The organism is Pseudomonas sp. PK-RTE-24, from assembly GCF_054052265.1.
Window position 1 is genome coordinate 1,614,337 of record NZ_CM133224.1, and the last position, 16,519, is coordinate 1,630,855.

General features: G+C 59.1%; 16 protein-coding genes and 1 pseudogene. 8 read left to right on the top strand and 9 right to left on the bottom strand.

All coding sequences use genetic code 11. The features are described 5' to 3' along the window. Positions 1-70: 70 nt before the first annotated feature. Complete coding sequence (gene phoB, locus ACV8MC_RS07050) at positions 71-760, bottom strand: phosphate regulon transcriptional regulator PhoB (RefSeq protein ID WP_007896474.1); 690 nt, start codon at positions 758-760, stop codon at positions 71-73. Positions 761-911: 151 nt separating this feature from the next. Here phoB and ACV8MC_RS07055 point away from each other — a divergent pair, with 151 nt between their 5' ends. After that, on the top strand, positions 912-1,295 hold the full coding sequence (locus ACV8MC_RS07055) for a COG4315 family predicted lipoprotein (RefSeq protein WP_073470882.1): 384 nt from the start codon (positions 912-914) through the stop codon (positions 1,293-1,295). A 115-nt stretch (positions 1,296-1,410) separates the two neighbouring features. On the opposite strand, the gene ubiA is transcribed toward ACV8MC_RS07055, so the two are convergent. Further along, positions 1,411-2,301: a 4-hydroxybenzoate octaprenyltransferase gene (gene ubiA / locus ACV8MC_RS07060; RefSeq protein WP_236167791.1), complete on the bottom strand. Its 891-nt coding sequence runs from the start codon at positions 2,299-2,301 to the stop codon at positions 1,411-1,413. Then, complete coding sequence (locus ACV8MC_RS07065; protein ID WP_457264889.1) at positions 2,301-2,861, bottom strand: chorismate--pyruvate lyase family protein; 561 nt, start codon at positions 2,859-2,861, stop codon at positions 2,301-2,303. Before ACV8MC_RS07065 ends, ubiA begins: the two co-directional genes overlap by 1 nt. 201 nt (positions 2,862-3,062) lie before the next feature. On the opposite strand from ACV8MC_RS07065, the gene ACV8MC_RS07070 reads away from it, so the two are divergent. The 3 genes from ACV8MC_RS07070 to ACV8MC_RS07080 all read left to right on the top strand — a co-directional run bounded on the left by ACV8MC_RS07070 (position 3,063) and on the right by ACV8MC_RS07080 (position 4,865). Next, complete coding sequence (locus ACV8MC_RS07070; protein ID WP_053148867.1) at positions 3,063-3,230, top strand: rubredoxin; 168 nt, start codon at positions 3,063-3,065, stop codon at positions 3,228-3,230. A 20-nt stretch (positions 3,231-3,250) separates the two neighbouring features. Next, on the top strand, positions 3,251-4,399 hold the full coding sequence (locus ACV8MC_RS07075) for an NAD(P)/FAD-dependent oxidoreductase (protein ID WP_236167790.1): 1,149 nt from the start codon (positions 3,251-3,253) through the stop codon (positions 4,397-4,399). 190 nt (positions 4,400-4,589) lie between these two features. Next, complete coding sequence (locus ACV8MC_RS07080; protein ID WP_003213368.1) at positions 4,590-4,865, top strand: HU family DNA-binding protein; 276 nt, start codon at positions 4,590-4,592, stop codon at positions 4,863-4,865. Between the two features lie 102 nt (positions 4,866-4,967). Here the strand turns inward: ACV8MC_RS07080 and ACV8MC_RS07085 are convergent. The 6 genes and pseudogenes from ACV8MC_RS07085 to tssI all read right to left on the bottom strand — a co-directional run. Beyond that, a pseudogene (locus ACV8MC_RS07085) lies at positions 4,968-5,129 on the bottom strand (phosphatidate cytidylyltransferase); the annotation flags it as partial. A gap of 44 nt (positions 5,130-5,173) precedes the next feature. Beyond that, positions 5,174-5,794: a hypothetical protein gene (locus tag ACV8MC_RS07090; RefSeq protein WP_143497966.1), complete on the bottom strand. Its 621-nt coding sequence runs from the start codon at positions 5,792-5,794 to the stop codon at positions 5,174-5,176. Between the two features lie 26 nt (positions 5,795-5,820). Beyond that, positions 5,821-8,151: a lipase family protein gene (locus ACV8MC_RS07095; protein WP_236167789.1), complete on the bottom strand. Its 2,331-nt coding sequence runs from the start codon at positions 8,149-8,151 to the stop codon at positions 5,821-5,823. After that, positions 8,148-8,933, bottom strand: a complete 786-nt coding sequence (locus ACV8MC_RS07100) for a hypothetical protein (protein WP_236167788.1) — start codon at positions 8,931-8,933, stop codon at positions 8,148-8,150. Before ACV8MC_RS07100 ends, ACV8MC_RS07095 begins: the two co-directional genes overlap by 4 nt. Further along, positions 8,930-9,778, bottom strand: a complete 849-nt coding sequence (locus tag ACV8MC_RS07105) for a DUF4123 domain-containing protein (protein WP_095181220.1) — start codon at positions 9,776-9,778, stop codon at positions 8,930-8,932. The genes ACV8MC_RS07100 and ACV8MC_RS07105 overlap by 4 nt, the downstream gene beginning before the upstream one ends. After that, positions 9,775-11,799 carry a type VI secretion system tip protein TssI/VgrG gene (tssI, locus tag ACV8MC_RS07110; RefSeq protein ID WP_457264892.1) on the bottom strand — a complete coding sequence of 675 codons (2,025 nt, stop codon included), beginning with the start codon at positions 11,797-11,799 and terminating at the stop codon, positions 9,775-9,777. The genes ACV8MC_RS07105 and tssI overlap by 4 nt, the downstream gene beginning before the upstream one ends. Before the next feature lie 698 nt (positions 11,800-12,497). On the opposite strand from tssI, the gene tssA reads away from it, so the two are divergent. The 4 genes from tssA to tssE are packed head-to-tail and all read left to right on the top strand — an operon-like array spanning position 12,498 to position 16,517. Continuing rightward, entirely contained in the window at positions 12,498-14,060 is a 1,563-nt protein-coding gene (gene tssA, locus ACV8MC_RS07115; protein WP_056790892.1) for a type VI secretion system protein TssA, read from the top strand. 32 nt (positions 14,061-14,092) lie between these two features. Beyond that, positions 14,093-14,596: a type VI secretion system contractile sheath small subunit gene (tssB, locus tag ACV8MC_RS07120; RefSeq protein WP_016772498.1), complete on the top strand. Its 504-nt coding sequence runs from the start codon at positions 14,093-14,095 to the stop codon at positions 14,594-14,596. 28 nt (positions 14,597-14,624) lie between these two features. Continuing rightward, positions 14,625-16,100: a type VI secretion system contractile sheath large subunit gene (gene tssC, locus ACV8MC_RS07125; RefSeq protein ID WP_016772499.1), complete on the top strand. Its 1,476-nt coding sequence runs from the start codon at positions 14,625-14,627 to the stop codon at positions 16,098-16,100. 9 nt (positions 16,101-16,109) lie between these two features. Beyond that, on the top strand, positions 16,110-16,517 hold the full coding sequence (gene tssE / locus ACV8MC_RS07130; protein ID WP_457264894.1) for a type VI secretion system baseplate subunit TssE: 408 nt from the start codon (positions 16,110-16,112) through the stop codon (positions 16,515-16,517). The last annotated feature ends 2 nt before the right edge of the window (positions 16,518-16,519 follow it).

Below are 16,519 nucleotides of genomic sequence, written 5' to 3' on the forward strand. Positions count from 1 at the left end.
AAGTTTCAAGCTGCAAGTCAGAGCGGCTCGCTGTTTCTTGCCGCTTGTAGCTGAAAGCTTGCAGCTGCTTTCATGCTTTTGTGGAGAACCGGTAGCCGGTGCCGCGCACGGTTTGTACCAGATTTTCGTAAGCGTCGCCGAGGGCCTTGCGCAGGCGCCGGATGTGCACGTCGACGGTGCGCTCTTCGACGTAGACGTTGCCACCCCAGACCTGGTCAAGCAACTGGCCACGGGTGTAGGCGCGTTCCTGATGGGTCATGAAAAATTGCAGCAGGCGGTATTCGGTCGGGCCCATCTCGGCGGGTTTGCCGTCGATGGTCACGCGGTGGCTGATCGGGTCGAGCAGCAGGCCGCCGACTTCGATCGGCGCTTCGCCATCGGTCGGTCCGGCGCGGCGCAGCACAGCCTTGAGGCGGGCGACCAGTTCACGCGGGGAAAACGGTTTGGTGATGTAGTCGTCGGCGCCGACTTCCAGGCCCTGGATCTTGTTGTCCTCTTCGCCCTTGGCGGTGAGCATGATGATCGGGATGTCCCCGGTCAGCTCGTCACGCTTGAGGCGCCGGGCCAGTTCGATGCCCGAGGTGCCGGGCAGCATCCAGTCGAGCAGGATCAGGTCCGGTTTGCGGTCGACGATGATGGCGTGAGCCTGCTGCGAGTTCTCTGCCTCGAGGCAGTCATAGCCGGCCATTTCCAACGCCACGGCGATCATTTCGCGAATGGGCGCTTCGTCGTCGACGATCAGAATGCTCCTGCCAACCATGCCTTAATCCTCTTGTCATTTAACTGTCTTGCGCCGCATTAGATAACGGAATTATTGCAGTCGTGTGACAGTATTTCAGGCGCGCAACATTTGCACCCATCCTCGACTAAGCTCTAAGTCCGAATCCTGACAACCACAAAAGAAGGTTTCCATGACTCAGATGACTGCTTCGTTCAAAGCCCTGCTGCTGGCTGCCGCCCTGACATTGCCAGGGCTGGCCATGGCGGCCGATCCGGCGATGGAAAAGGACGGCATGTACACCGACCACAAGGGCATGACCCTGTACACCTTTGCCAAGGACTCCGCTGGCAAGTCCGCGTGCAACGACAAGTGCGCGGCAAACTGGCCGCCGCTAATGGCGACAGCGAATGACAAGTCGATGGGGGACTGGACGGTAATCACTCGTGATGATGGCAGCAAGCAATGGGCCTACCAGGGCATGCCGCTGTACACCTTTGTGATGGACAAGAAGGCCGGCGACATGACCGGCGACGGCAAAATGGACGGCGCGTGGAAAGTCGCCAAGGCCAAATAACTACGGTCCAAAACCCTGTGGGAGCGAGCCTGCTCGCGAAGCGGTGTATCAGTTATCGCAGAGGTGACTGCCATGACGCCTTCGCGAGCAGGCTCGCTCCCACGGGTGTCATGCATCAGCGCAATGCGTAATCGAGCACGATCCCGACAAAGATCGCCAAGCCTGCCCAGTGGTTATGCAAGAACGCCTGGAAGCAGCGCATGCGGTCCTTGCTGCGCGTGTACCAGAACTCCCACGCATAACATCCCGCAGCCACCAGCAAACCGAGGTGGAACCAGATCCCCAGCTCGAACTTCGACCCGGCCAGGATCAGACAGCCCAATGACAGCGCCTGCAAGCTGAGGATGATCCCCCGATCTGCCTCGCCAAACAGAATCGCCGTGGATTTCACGCCGATCTTCAGATCGTCATCACGATCGGTCATCGCGTAATAAGTGTCGTAGCCCACCGTCCACAGCAGGTTGGCGATCCACAGCAGCCACGCCGCCGCTGGCAACTCGCCGGTCTCGGCGGTAAAGGCCATCGGCATGCCCCAGGAGAACGCCGCGCCCAGCACCACTTGCGGGTAATAGGTGTAGCGCTTCATGAACGGATACGTGAATGCCAGCGCCAGACCGCCCAGCGACAGCCAGATCGTCGGCGCATTGGTGCACAGCACCAGCAGAAAACTGATGCCCATCAGCACGGCAAAGAACACCAGCGCTTCCTTCGAGCTGATCCGGCCAGCGGCCAGCGGCCGTTGCGCGGTGCGTTTGACGTGGCCGTCGACCTTGCGGTCAGCCCAGTCGTTGATCACGCAGCCGCCGGCACGGGTCAGCACCACGCCGAGGACGAAGATGACAATGTTGGCCAGGGACGGCGAACCCTTGCCGGCAATCCACAACGCCCACAGCGTCGGCCACAGCAGCAGGTAAATGCCGATCGGCTTGTCCATGCGCGTCAACTGAACGAAATCCCAGGCGCGCGGGTTCAGACGGTTGAGGGACTTGAGCAGGCTCTGATACATCAGCAGTTCTCCGGATGGGCGCGGGCGGCGTCCCACAGGCTCGGCAGGAAGATTTCCGCGACCAGCACGCTCAGCGTGCCACGGTCGAAACGCGAACGCCGGCCCCACAATTCAGGGGCTTGCACCGCTGGCGGCAACCATTGTTCAGGGTACTGGCAGACTTCAATGGCGCGGCGTTGAAATGCGCGATCGCAAAACAGCAATTCGCCCAGCGAGCGGCTGCCCAGTTCATCCATGTGCAAACCATCACCTTGCAGGGCGGCGCGCGAGGCGACGCTGCGGGCAAACACCCAGGCTTCGCCATGACCACGCAAATACACCTCACGCACCCAGCCTTCGCTGCCCTCGGCCAGATCCAGTGCCGCGCATTCATCAGCGCGCAGGGTGTCCCAGCCTTCGAACAACGGCGACACGCTGAAGCCATCCTCGGACAAACGGGTCAAACGGCGGGTCAGCGAACCTTCGTCGAACAACCAGTCCAGGGTCAACGGATCGGGGCGGGGCGTCAGGCGGTCTTGGGTCAGCCAGAGCGGGGCGGGGCAGGCATTTGAATGTTGCACAATGAGTCATTATTGGCCGCAAATGAGGCGGCGAGCTTACCATGGCGGGCGACAAGATCGAGCGGCGCCGGCTGCCGTTGCGGCGAACAGGCTTGCATCTGCCCGGCACCCTCAGTACAAAACGCCCTGAGCCGGATGGCAACGCAGCACCCATCGACCGTCCGCGCCGGCACTACGCCTGAACCCTGAGGAAGTACCTGAATGAAGAAGTGGCAATGTATCGTCTGTGGCCTGATCTATAACGAAGCCGAGGGCTGGCCGGATGACGGCATCGCGCCGGGCACCCGCTGGGAAGACGTCCCGGCAGACTGGCTGTGCCCCGACTGCGGCGTCGGCAAGATGGACTTCGAAATGATCGAAATTAACTGAACACAACCAAGGAGTAAGGCATGAGCGCACCAGTCGTCATCATCGGCACCGGGCTTGCGGGCTACAACCTGGCCCGCGAGTTTCGCAAGCTCGACAGCGAAACCCCGCTGCTGCTGATCACCGCCGATGACGGCCGCTCTTACTCCAAGCCGATGCTCTCCACCGGCTTCGGCAAGAACAAGGATGCCGACGGCCTGAGCATGGCCGAACCCGGCGCCATGGCCGAGCAGTTGAAGGCCGAAGTGCGCACCCACACGCGCATCAGCGGCATCGACGCCGGCCACAAACGCTTGTGGATCGGTGAAGAAGCCGTGCCTTATCGTGATCTGATCCTGGCCTGGGGCGCGGAAACCGTGCGCGTGCCGATCGAAGGCGACGGCGCGGAACTGGTATTTCCGATCAACGATCTCGAAGACTACGCGCGCTTTCGTGCCGCAGCGGCGGGCAAGCGTCGGGTCTTGGTGCTCGGCGCCGGGCTGATCGGCTGCGAATTCGCCAATGACCTGATTCTCGGCGGCTACGAAGTGCAACTGGTCGCGCCGTGCGAACAAGTCATGCCAATGCTTTTGCATCCTGCCGCTGCGGCGGCCGTGCAGGCCGGGCTGGAAAGTATCGGGGCGAAGTTTCACCTCGGCCCGGTGCTGACCCGCCTGGAGAAAGTCGCCGATGGCCTCGAAGCGCACCTGTCCGATGGCCAGATCATCCCCTGCGATGTAGTGGTCTCGGCGATCGGCCTGCGCCCGCGCATCGATCTGGCGGCAGCTGCCGGCGTGCAGGTCAATCGCGGCGTGATGGTCGATCGTTACCTGAAAACCTCCCACGCCAACATTTACGCCTTGGGCGATTGCGCCGAAGTCGACGGGCTCAACCTGCTTTACGTGATGCCGCTAATGAGTTGCGCGCGCGCGTTGGCGCAAACCCTCGCCGGAAACCCGACCGCAGTCAGCTACGGGCCGATGCCGATCACCGTGAAAACCCCGGTGTGCCCGCTGGTGGTTTCGCCGCCGCCACGGGGCAGCGAAGGCGTTTGGAGCGTCGAAGGGCAGGGCGCCGACATCAAAGCGCTGTGCCACAGTGCCGACGGTCAGTTACTCGGATACGCCCTGACCGGCGGGGCAGTCATGGAAAAACTGGCCCTGAACAAACAGCTGCCGCCGCTGCTGGCGTAAATGCCGGTCGTTCTGTCGCAAACACCGCTCTTTTGCCCCGACAAAGGTCTTGGGGAGACTGGCGCCGCCGTTGGCGGCGTGCCATTCTCACTCCCGTCTGCCGCAGAGTAGAGCCTGCGGCGCCTTGGGCGCTGTTCCAACGAGAACAGCACGGACATAACAACAAAAAACCGTCAAAGGGGCTTCACTAATGCGTAAACCAGAACTCGCCGCTGCAATCGCCGAAAAGGCAGACCTGACCAAAGAACAGGCCAATCGCGTCCTCAACGCCGTCCTCGAAGAAATCACCGGCGCCCTGCACCGCAAGGACAGCGTGACGCTGGTCGGCTTCGGCACCTTCCTGCAACGCCACCGCGGCGCCCGCACCGGCAAAAACCCGCAGACCGGCGAACCGGTCAAGATCAAGGCCAGCAACACCGTTGCGTTCAAGCCAGGCAAATCGTTGAAAGACAGCGTCAATCCTTGATGGCGGCGTGCTCCCCTGAATGACGGGGAGAACCGCAAATGAAAATGGGCACACCGATTGCGGTCGGGTGCCCATTTTTTGTGGTTGGAGCATTCGTCTAGATCAGACGGAGAAGAAGTAACGCGTCAGGTGAAAGAAGAGCGGTGCCGCGAAGCATATCGAGTCCATCCAATCGAGGATTCCGCCGTGACCTTTGATCATTGTGCCCCAGTCCTTCGCGCTCAGACTGCGTTTGATAGCGGACATGACCAAGCTGCCTAGCCAGCTTGCGGCAGTCATTGGGACTTAAGCATCGGGCAGCACGCCGACTACTCGGTCATCCGAACTGTTAATCGCAATGGCTTATCCTGGAATTGCTCAATTCGTAGCCTGCCCAAAATTTCATCGTTCGTACTCTGCCCTTTGCATACCAATTCATATTTGAAGACTTTACTTAACCGGGAGTCCGCATATTTACACTCGACTGAAAGCAAGTTCTCGTTCGACCCATGCTCGTCCAGTGGTTCATCTGCCAGGTCATTAATATGTATCCAGACGGCGCTTAAGCCAAGTTTCTCTGGATCCTCAGTCATGTCCATGATCCAGATCTTGATTTCGCTGAGGAGCGTGAGACAGCCCCCAATGCTGGGAAGTAATTTGACGTTGAACTTGGCGGTCTGCGCAGTGGGTTGCCAAGGTTGTTTAAATTTTTTGACTCCAAGGTTGGGGTCTCTTGCGTAGTTTTCTGGCGCGTAACAGTAATATGGGGAAAACGGCTGATAGTACGCTTCGGCGGTGACGCTAAAATTCGCAGGGATGTCCATGTTCAGTGTTGCCGAACTGGAGAACGAATTGCATCCAGTTCCAAATATTATGAAGCTGGCCAATAACAAAGCGCGGATCGAGTGCGTTGCAGTGACGAAGTTTAACTTGGGGGACAACGAGAGCATCGGTACTTCCTTGTTGACTGATTAAGTTAAATGAACGAATCAATATCCAGCCGAAACGGCGCGCCAACCGCATGCCCTCCGGTCATCGCGGCGATAGCGGCATCGTGGTCTTCAGCGGCTGGCGGGATCATCGCCAGTTGCTCCTGAACCAGGTTTTCAGGATGGGCGTTCCAGCGCAGCAGACCTTCCTCGACCCATTCGGGCTGGTCGGCATAGCTGCCGTAAACGTCGACCTCGGTGACCCGTTGACTGCGCAGCGCTGTCAGGCGGGCCATGGTCATGCTGATCTTGTCTATTTCCTGATTGAGCATCAGCGTCTTGTGCACGCTCTCCTGCTCTCGCACGTAAGAACGGTGGTTGTTTTGCAGATCGCGCTTAACGGCCCGCAGCTGTTGCTGAATATTCTCCAGGGCGCTGCTGATCCACTCGTATTCGCGATTGGTCACCAGCGAACGCTTGAGCTGCAGTGCTTCCTGCCAACGGCGCAAGCTGGCCCAGCAGCCGGGGATGTAGCTGCCGACCATTGAGTGGTGACCTGCGGAGAACAACTGCCGCAAAAACGATTCGCGTTCGGGTAAGCCGTTGGTAGCGTGCAGGGCCTTGGCGCAGCCGTGATCGATGATCGTGCTGCAACCCGGTTTCCACAGAATCGACGACTTGTGACCTTCGCCAAATGTCACCGGCATGAAATGACGCAAATCACCGTGATGCCCATAGTCATCTCCCAGTAAGTTGATCATTCCCAGGATCAGAAATGCGAAACCTCCAACTGGATGCAGGGCCACTAGTCCCACGTTGGCCGCATACATTTCCTTCGGCTTGGCGAAAGTATTCATCCATGTGGCGGGGACGCTCGGAACCGGGTCGTTCTGATTGACGATGCGGTGGTGGGCCAATGCTTTGGCGCTTTCGATGAAGGTGGTGTCGCCGGCGCGGGGGGCGCCGTAGGTGTAGAGCACGATTTGCGGGGAGAACTCCAGGTTGCGTCTCAGCATCTCGGACAGGATCAGTGCAACTGCACCGCCCAGACTGTGACCCGTGATCAGCAGCTTTTGCCCGCTGTAGAATTTTTCCAGATAAGTCACGATAAATAGATAAGCCGCCAAAGCGCCACCGTAGAAACCGCGGTGCACTTTGCCTTCGCCTTCGGCAAAGGGAACCTGATAGGCATCGCCGTCACGCCGGCCGTCGGGCCAGATCTCACTGGTACCGCGTACGCTGATCAGGATCAGTTCGTCGTGGTGGCAGATGAAAGCCTGAGTGTCCGTGCTTTCGACCTGTTTGCGATCATCGAAAAAATGCAGTCTGGCGGGGTGTTCTTGTTGATTCCCTAACGCGGGGTCATTCACTTCGGGGTAAAGATTCGGGTCAAACGGCACCACTTCCAGGCGTTTCGAATACGGCACGTCTTCATACAGTGGATAGTATTTCTGCGATTGTGAGTCATCGACCTTCCACAACTCATCGAACTGCGGCAGCGCGTGGCCGAACCAGTTGCCGCTGCTGGGCTGTAGCGGAAAGCTTACCGTGTCGGTCTGCACCGGTTGAGTGTTGGGTTCCTGTCCGAAATCGGTGTAGCTCAGCGTCGCCATCACCGACAGCTGATAAAGGTTGAGCGCGCAGAACGCGTCGCCTGTCGACAGCATTGGCCGTAGCGCTCTCATCGGCCGTACTTCCAGCACATGGTGTTTGTTCGGCAGCAGTGCGACGCCCTTGGGCGGCGGCGGGGAAAACCCCAACTCGACGGTGGCCATCTCCGCCGCACTCAAGATGGTGTGCAGTCCGCCATCCGCAGAAGTTTTATCGACGACCGTGAAGTCTCTGGACTTCGCAGCGGGGCGCATGAGCTTGTGCGCCGCCCTCTTCGGAGCGTCGCGACGAGCAGCCAGCGGCGGCAAGTGGGCGATGTGTTTTACCAGTTCACTGACTTCGACCTGACAGTACGCGTCGGTTTCGGGCAGGTCCTTGGCGGGGTTCGCTTGGGTGCGAGTGCCTGTTTTGTGGAAGAAGCGGGTTTTTTCGGCGCGGACCTGGAGTTCGGTGATGGGGAGGGGATAGTGGGGGCGCTTTTGCAAAAATGTGTAAGATTTTTCGCTGCCTTGATAGCGGCTCTTCAATTTGAGTACTAGTGGACCGCAATAATGATCGTCGATCTTTGCAGATCCAGTCGCATCAAGTTTTCCGCTATGGACCGTGTCTTCGTAATCAATCACTTCGTAAGACAGACCAGCGTATGGCTTACCGTCGCCGAACTCGTCCACTAGCTGGAAGCTGGTACGATGGCCGCGTTTAGGGCAGGCATGTATGTCGCCCTGCATGAAGCGCAAATCGGTCGCCGAGAGAGTCTCAATGTTCATGGTGCCCCTTGCTCCGTGCATCCCGGATAGATGGTGCAAACCCGCCCATCGACCATTTTGAAAGTGCTGAAATCTTTGTCGTTGCCGTAGCAAAAGGCGTATTGATCCTCGAAGTTGTCACCCATACAGCGCTTCCAGCCGCGGGGTACTTTGATCCAGGTATCGCCGATGGCTGGAAGTTCTTCACTTGCCAGCCTGACCTTCAGCGTCACCTTTTTGCCCTCAAGTTGAGTCAATGTGTACGCCGTGGAAGGTCTCGTTCGCAGCACGTTTCCCTGTGCGTCCATGTTTTTGCAGGTCAGCAGTTTGATCAGGGAACGATGTGGACCGACGGTGCGAAAAGACCACATGCACTCACCAAAGAACTCAGCTGTCTCGTCATCTCTGAAACTACCCATCTGTCGTTCCAGCAACTCCGGACGTACAGCAATCGAGGCGTAGTCATAGCTGAAGTTGCTTCGCCCTGAACCATAAATACCGATGACCTTGATCTCGATGTAATTCAGCGCCAGCGGACATTCGCTTACGGTTCTGTACAGCGGGATCTCGGAAGTCCCTTGGTACTTCATATTGGTTTTGTTGTATCCCAGCTGAGTGTTTCTCCCGCCAGGCACGGTGCATGTTTGGCCCTTGGCCGGAACATAGGTGGCCGTCAGGTCGTACTTGAATCCAGGTGGAAAATCCGGAACAAACATAAAGGTGTTCGGGGTCTTCACCGTCGTACAGCCCACCAGCAATCCCAGGCAACCACTCAGCAGCAACCCTCGTTTCAAGTTCCTCATCGACCTACCTCTCCCTGCCAATACAACGCTTCCTGATATACCCGCTCAAAATGCATCGCCGGATCTTCACCGGGTTTGGGCAGCCATGATTTGCCTGGCCGATATCCCGGTAACTGCAAACTGCGGGTCAGCAAGAAATGCACGTGCTCCGGTTGTTGCCAGCCCCACAGGTGCGTCAGTTGAATCAGGCCCCACAACCATTCATCGACGTCCAGTTGTTCGGCCAGCTCGGCCATGGCTTCGGTGTGTTCGCCGACCAGGTAACGGCGGGTGTTGTCGAACAGCACGTTGGCGTAGATCAGTTCCGGGGTCGGCGTGTGCAGCCACGGCGGATCCATCGGCAGCGGGTGGTGGCCGGGGTCCGGGTTGTCGATGGCGTTCCATCGTTCTGCGTGCCAATAGCAAACGCTGTTGAATGGCCCGAGAAACGCCGCGCGGTGCTCGGGTTGCAGGTGCGCCAGCGCACGTCCCAGAACCCGGTTGTCATGCACGCGGTACACCGCCTGATTCGGACGTTCGCCGGTTATCAGGCGATCGCGCCAATGCGCCGCCAGCAGATCAAGTTCGACGTGACGGGCACTGGCCAGCCAGCCCCAATTGCGCTCGGGCGTGGCGAGCAAGGTCTGGATCGCGGGATGCTGCGCCGTATCGATCTGCAACAGCAGCGGGCCGGTCGGCACCAGCGACTCGGCCGGCGTGCCGGTGTAGAGCGGACGAAACCGCTCGGTGCCGAGGTCGCGGGTCAACGCAGCGTGCTCTGCGCTGTGGCCGTCGGTGTCGAGCATCAGATACAGATCGCAGCCGGCGCGGGACTGAGCGTGCAACCATTGTTCGACCGGGCTCATGCGACTTCTCCCAGCTCGCACAGACCCGCTGCGCAGGCTTCGCACAGCGGGCAAAAATCCGCTGCCTGCTGGCGGGCACTGTTGACGATCGACAGCGGCGTGGCGTTGATCGCAGCTGGCAGGCCGGCCTCAACCTGCAGCGGTTGTAGCGGTGCGAGACCCGGCAGTGGCGCGCCGCCCTGAACGATGGGCACGCTGCTGAAAATCCCGCCGGCATTGATCACGATGTGATGGCCGCCCGCTGACAGCGTCAGGCTCATGCCGGCATCGATCACCACGTTGCTTGCCGTGACATGCGCCTGCTGGCCGGCCTGGATCACCAGAGCGCCCAGGGTCTGGCTGCTGGTGCCGCTGACCTGCAACAAGTCATCGGCGTTGATCACGGTGCTGCGCAGCCCTTGATGAGTGCGCGAATCCCTGCCCTCGATGAGACTGGTGCTGTCATTGCCGACATGCTCATGGCGGTCGCGCTTGATCAGGCTGCGGCTGTCGTTGAGGATCAGTTGCTCGAGGTCGCGCTGCGCGCGCAGGCAGATTTTCTCCTGCCCGGCGCGATCCTCGATCGACAGTTCGTTGTAGCCGCCATTGCGCGGTGAGCTCTGGCTGCGTAATACCGTGCGGGTTTTACTCGCCGGCAAGGGATGGGCGACGGCATTGACCTTGTTGGCGATGCAGCCGGTAATCAGCGGTTGGTCCGGGTCGCCTTCCTGGAAGGTCACGACCACTTCCATGTCGACCCGGGGAATGGTCACCGCACCGAATCCGTCACCTGCCCAACTGGAAGCTACGCGTAACCAGCAGCTGCTTTTTTCGCTGTTGCGTTCAGCGCGATCCCAAGGAAACTCGACACGAACCCTGCCGTATTCATCACAGAAGATCTCTTCTCCGGGAGGCCCGGTAACGCGCGCGGTCTGGCAGACCAGCAAGGGCCTTGGCGCGGGCAAAGGCGGACGGTAAACCACCTCTGCGGGAATGGCCCTGAAGGTATTGCGGTAACCCTGGGAAAAACCATCGGCAGGTTTCGCCTCGCTGCTGAAAGCCTCTTCGAGCACCGCCGGTTGCTTGCCTTCGTGACTGAGACTGACCAGCAGCCACAACTCGTTGCAGTCGGCCCTGGGATGTTCGCTCAGCTCGAACAGGTGACCGCTGCGCAAAATCGGCTGATTGCTTTTGCCTTCAATCCATTGATAGTCGCTGCGATGGCGCTCCAATGCCTGACGCGCCAGCTGTTTGCCGTGCTTCTCGGACTTGATCAGCAGTGGATAGCGATAGTCCTCCAGAGCCGGCGTGAACTCGGCGGTGAAGCGGCTTTCCAGCAGCAGGCTTGGGCGCTTGAGGTCATAGTCGCGGCGGGTGACCGTGCTGGTACGGGTGTTGAAGCCCATGCTCAGGTGGTTGACCACCGGGTGTTCGGCGACCATGCCGCTATCGACCCTGAAGGGTGTGGTGCCCAATTTGCGCGCGAACACCGGGCTGTCGCTGAACACCAGCAAGTGCCTGTCGAGCGAATGCTGGTGGTGCCAGGCAATACCCTCTTCGGCGCACAGACGCTGAATGAACAGGAAGTCGCTTTCGCCGTATTGCGTGCAGTACTCACGAGGCTCACCGGCGGCGACATTGAACGTGAAGTCATCGGCCTGGATGCCATGGCCTTTGAGGACTTGCGCGATGATCTGCGGCACTGTCAGTTGCTGAAAAATCCGCTGGTCGTGGCTCATTTGCAGATAATGCAGCGCCGGTACCAGTGACAGCTCATAGCGGGTCAGGCGCTTTCCCGATTCGCCGAGCATGACATTTTCGATCCGCCCGTGAATGCCTTCGCCCGCTAACCCGAATTGCAGAAAAGCAAGCTGGCTGAGCAGGCTTTCCAGATCGAAGTCCGCGTACTCGCTCACCAGCTCGATGCGAAATGCGTACAGCTGACTGATCGCTTCGGTGCCAGTGAACGCGAGCACCTTGAAGTCGTGACGAATGGCCGGGATATGCAGTGAGAATGGCGCGCAGTGGCCTTTGCCGAACATGGGCTTGTCCTTAAGCAAAGTGAGTCAAAGCGCGATACCGTCCTCCCTGATCGCCGCGCATGAAAAGTTGCCAGGGCAAGCTAGCGGCGCGGCAAACTAATTGATGTAAGAAGTATCCCTGAAATTTGTCAGAGTATTCCGGTGTGGAAGTCTTGGTTGGAATGCGAGAAGTGTCTGTAGGACGCGGCTCGGATAACTATCGAAGTGCCAGTATTTGCCGGGGGAGTAAAGTTTCAGAATAATGAAATGCCATCACTATAGTGGCACTTTTTGCATTGATCGTTGTCGCTGCAAACTTCTCGATGGAACCCGGTCATTTTAGGAAGTGTCCTACTTCTATTTTTTTTTGAATTTGGCATGCTGCACGCCGCTCGAGGGTGCGGGCGTCAGGTAAACTCGCCCGGCTGCGGCCGAGGCTCTGGGACAATGGTTTGGCGGGAGCCGGGAAAATGCGCTGATTTATAAACGGCATCAGGGAAACCCCTGCGACATATAGGGCGATCTCCTACAGACCTCAATGAACAGTTCGTCTTGTTGTTTAATCAGATGCTTGCTAGTGGCCATCATAGTGATTACGATGCGCCCACTTGAAAGAGCACATCTCAATTGGATGAGTCGCTGAACTGCTCTTCGATACTGTCCCGCGTTGCTGAAACTCCATTCACGCGCATGACTGTAATCCTTAATAAAGGCCATGGATGTCCTACTCAAGCAAACTTTCCGCCCATTACCTCGAACTCGCAAAAGTCTCTGTTTCCAAAGAGAATTTTGCGGGCGAAGACGTTCGTTTTTCGAGCGAATTCGAGGCGCTTGAAAGTGAGCTGGCCAAGGCTTCGTCGATGCACGAAAGCGGGCAGATCGACTGGCTGAAAATCCGCGAAAACAGCGAAAATCTGCTGCGTACCCAATCCAAGGATCTGCGTGTCGGCGCCTGGCTGACCTGGTCGCTGTACCAGCGCGAATCCTTCCCCGGGCTGCTTGCCGGCCTCGGTCTGCTGCACCATCTGTCGGAAAACAACTGGGCCGACGTCCACCCGCTCAAACCCCGCACCCGTGCCGCCGCGATCGGCTGGCTGGTGCCGCGTCTCGAGCAGGTCATCACCGAAAACATTGCGATCAAAGAGCAGTTGCCGATGTTCCGGCAGCTCTCTGAGCACCTGGCCGGTCTTGAGGCCGCGTGCACTGAACATCTGGGCGATGACGCGCCACTGCTGCTGCCGATCTCCCGCCGCCTGAAAACCATGATCCAGCGTGCCGCCGACAACCAGCCGGCACCCGGCGTGGTGGGCGCGGCGGTGGCGCAGGTCAAGCAGGCCGCGACCCAGCTGCTCACTCCTGGCGCACCGATCGACAACGAGCGGGATGCGCACAAAGCCCTGCGCGCCCAGCAGGACAGCGCCCGGCCGTTGTGTGCCTGGTGGCTCAAGCAGAAGGCTACCGATCTGCGCGCCCTGCGCCTCAATCGCACGTTGCTGTGGATGACCATCGACGCGGTGCCCGAGCGCAACGCCGAGCAGATCACCGTGCTGCGCGGTCTGCCGCTGGAAAAGCTCAAGCTCTATCAGGACCGTTTCGATCAGGGCAAATACGCCGATCTGCTGGTGGAACTGGAGGCGAGCCTGGCGAAGGCGCCGTTCTGGTTCGATGGCCAGAGGATGGTCTGGGAATGTCTCCAGAACCTTAACGCCGAGCTGGCCATGCGCGAAGTGGAAATCCACTTCGCGCTTTTGATTCAGCGCCTGCCGGGCATCATCGAGTTGCGCTTCCATGACGGCGCGCCGTTTGCCGATCCGTCCACCCGGGCGTGGATCGCCGCCAATGTCATGCCGCACCTGCAAAGCGCCAGCGCGCCGCGCAAGGTCGAAAGCGAGAACGTCGAAACCCAGCCGGCCTGGGAAAAAGCCCTCGAGGAAGTCCAGCCAATTCTGCGCAAGGAAGGCTTGAAGCCGGCCGTGCAGATTCTCAAGCAGGGTCTGCAATCGGCCCACGGTGGCCGCGAACGCTTCTTCTGGCAGTTCACCCTCGCGCGGCTGTGTTTCCTGGCCAAGAAATACGAACTGGCCAAGAACCAGCTCGAAACCCTCGATCAGACATTACAGGACTCAGGCCTGCACGCCTGGGAGCCCGATCTTGCATTGCAAGTGCTGCACCTGCTGCACAGTTGCTGCGAGTTGTTGCCGCAGAACCACGCCGTACGTGAAAGCAAGGAAGAGATTTATCGCAGGCTGTGCCACCTCGACCTCGAAGTGGTACTCGAATAGGCCCCAGGGCCACAACCGCAAGGAGAAAAGCCATGGCCAAAGAAGGCTCGGTAGCCCCCAAGGAACGCATCAACGTCACCTTCAAACCCGCCACCGGCGGAGCTCAGGAAGAGATTGAACTGCCGCTGAAGCTGCTGGCAATCGGTGACTACACCCACCGCAAGGACGATCGCAAAATCGAAGATCGCAAGCCGATCAGCATCGACAAGATGACCTTCGACGAAGTGTTGGCCAAGCAAGAGCTGGGTCTGACGCTGAGCGTGCCGAACCGTCTGCAGGAAGATGGCGAGGCTGAAGAGCTGGCCGTGCAATTGCGCGTCAATTCGATGAAGGACTTCAACCCGGCCAGCCTGGTCGAGCAAGTGCCTGAGCTGAAAAAACTGATGGAACTGCGCGATGCGCTGGTGGCCCTCAAAGGCCCGCTGGGTAACGCACCTGCGTTCCGTAAAGCGATCGAAGGCGTGCTCGCCGACGACGAATCCCGCGGTCGCGTACTCGGTGAGCTGGGCCTGAACGCCGCAGCCCCGGACGCCTGAGACTCCAGTAGCCAAGGAAGCCAACACAATGAGCACTAGCGCAGCACAAGAGAAGAGCGCCGCCAGCGGCGAATACAGCATTCTCGACAGCATCATCGCCGAAACCCGTCTGACTCCGGACGACGAAGCCTACGACATCGCCAAGCGTGGCGTGTCGGCGTTCATCGAAGAGCTGCTCAAGCCGCAGAACAACGGTGAGCCGGTCAAGAAAGCCATGGTTGACCGCATGATCGCCGAGATCGATGCCAAGCTCAGCCGTCAGATGGACGAGATCCTGCACCACCCGGATTTCCAGGCGCTGGAATCGTCGTGGCGTGGTCTGCAGTTGCTGGTCGACCGCACCAACTTCCGCGAAAACATCAAGATCGAAATCCTCAACGTCTCCAAAGAAGACCTGCTGGACGATTTCGAAGATTCGCCGGAAGTCATGCAGTCGGGCCTGTACAAGCACATCTACACCGCTGAATACGGCCAGTTCGGTGGTCAGCCAGTGGGCGCGATCATCGCCAACTACTACATGTCGCCAAGCTCGCCAGACGTCAAGCTGATGCAGTACGTGGCCAGCGTTTCGTGCATGTCCCACGCGCCGTTCATCGCTGCCGCCGGCCCGAAATTCTTCGGTCTGGAAAGCTTCACCGGCCTGCCGGATCTGAAAGATCTGAAAGATCACTTCGAAGGCCCGCAATTCGCCAAATGGCAGAGCTTCCGTACCTCGGAAGACTCGCGCTACGTTGGCCTGACCGTGCCGCGTTTCCTGCTGCGTAACCCGTACGATCCGGAAGAAAACCCGGTGAAATCGTTCGTGTACAAGGAAACCGTTGCCAACAGCCACGAGCACTACCTGTGGGGCAACACCGCTTACGCGTTCGGCACCAAGCTGACCGACAGCTTCGCCAAATTCCGCTGGTGCCCGAACATCATCGGCCCGCAGAGCGGTGGCGCGGTTGAAGATCTGCCTCTGCACCATTTCGAAAGCATGGGCGAAATCGAAACCAAGATCCCTACCGAAGTATTGGTTTCCGACCGTCGTGAATACGAACTGGCCGAGGAAGGCTTCATCTCCCTGACCATGCGCAAAGGCTCCGACAACGCGGCGTTCTTCTCCGCAAGCTCGGTGCAGAAGCCGAAGTTCTTCGGCATCAGCGCAGAAGGCAAGGCGGCAGAGCTGAACTACAAGCTCGGCACCCAACTGCCGTACATGATGATCGTCAACCGCCTGGCTCACTACTTGAAAGTGCTGCAGCGCGAGCAACTCGGTTCGTGGAAAGAGCGTACCGACCTCGAGCTGGAACTGAACAAGTGGATCCGTCAGTACGTTGCCGACCAGGAAAACCCGAGCGCCGAAGTGCGTGGCCGTCGTCCGCTGCGCGCTGCGCAAGTGATCGTCAGCGACGTTGAAGGCGAGCCGGGCTGGTACCGCGTGAGCTTGAACGTGCGTCCGCACTTCAAGTACATGGGTGCCGATTTCACCCTGTCGCTGGTTGGCAAGCTGGACAAAGAGTAAGAGCGACTCATGGACGGATACGGCAGCCTGTTCGAACGCCTCAACGGCGACGCACAACTACGCAAGGGCAACAGCCTTGAGGCTTGTGCCATGGCGTCAGTGGCTGCCCATCTGGCCAAAATGCTCAGCACCCGGGCCGGCAGCGTGCAAACGCTGGCCGACTACGGGTTGCCCGATCTCAATGACATGCGTCTGAGCCTGCACGACTCGCTGAGTCAGGCCCGTCTGGCTATCGAAAACCTCATCGAAGCCTACGAGCCACGCCTGAGCAACGTGCGTGTCATTTCCCTGCCGCGTGACCACGATCAACTGCGCCTGGCCTTCAGTATCGAAGGCCTGCTGGAAGTCGAGGGTTTCAAGCGTCAGGTCAGTTTCTCCGCGCGCCTGGATGGCAGCGGTCAAGTCAAGGTCACCTAAGG

Excerpts from the sequence above, each read along its gene's own strand:
- phoB (WP_007896474.1), bottom strand. The coding sequence starts at position 760 with ATGGTTGGCAGGAGCATTCTGATCGTCGACGACGAAGCGCCCATTCGC.
- ACV8MC_RS07055 (WP_073470882.1), top strand. The coding sequence starts at position 912 with ATGACTCAGATGACTGCTTCGTTCAAAGCCCTGCTGCTGGCTGCCGCC.
- ubiA (WP_236167791.1), bottom strand. The coding sequence starts at position 2,301 with ATGTATCAGAGCCTGCTCAAGTCCCTCAACCGTCTGAACCCGCGCGCC.
- ACV8MC_RS07070 (WP_053148867.1), top strand. The coding sequence starts at position 3,063 with ATGAAGAAGTGGCAATGTATCGTCTGTGGCCTGATCTATAACGAAGCC.
- ACV8MC_RS07075 (WP_236167790.1), top strand. The coding sequence starts at position 3,251 with ATGAGCGCACCAGTCGTCATCATCGGCACCGGGCTTGCGGGCTACAAC.
- ACV8MC_RS07080 (WP_003213368.1), top strand. The coding sequence starts at position 4,590 with ATGCGTAAACCAGAACTCGCCGCTGCAATCGCCGAAAAGGCAGACCTG.
- ACV8MC_RS07090 (WP_143497966.1), bottom strand. The coding sequence starts at position 5,794 with ATGCTCTCGTTGTCCCCCAAGTTAAACTTCGTCACTGCAACGCACTCG.
- ACV8MC_RS07095 (WP_236167789.1), bottom strand. The coding sequence starts at position 8,151 with ATGAACATTGAGACTCTCTCGGCGACCGATTTGCGCTTCATGCAGGGC.
- ACV8MC_RS07100 (WP_236167788.1), bottom strand. The coding sequence starts at position 8,933 with ATGAGGAACTTGAAACGAGGGTTGCTGCTGAGTGGTTGCCTGGGATTG.
- ACV8MC_RS07105 (WP_095181220.1), bottom strand. The coding sequence starts at position 9,778 with ATGAGCCCGGTCGAACAATGGTTGCACGCTCAGTCCCGCGCCGGCTGC.
- tssI (WP_457264892.1), bottom strand. The coding sequence starts at position 11,799 with ATGTTCGGCAAAGGCCACTGCGCGCCATTCTCACTGCATATCCCGGCC.
- tssA (WP_056790892.1), top strand. The coding sequence starts at position 12,498 with ATGTCCTACTCAAGCAAACTTTCCGCCCATTACCTCGAACTCGCAAAA.
- tssB (WP_016772498.1), top strand. The coding sequence starts at position 14,093 with ATGGCCAAAGAAGGCTCGGTAGCCCCCAAGGAACGCATCAACGTCACC.
- tssC (WP_016772499.1), top strand. The coding sequence starts at position 14,625 with ATGAGCACTAGCGCAGCACAAGAGAAGAGCGCCGCCAGCGGCGAATAC.
- tssE (WP_457264894.1), top strand. The coding sequence starts at position 16,110 with ATGGACGGATACGGCAGCCTGTTCGAACGCCTCAACGGCGACGCACAA.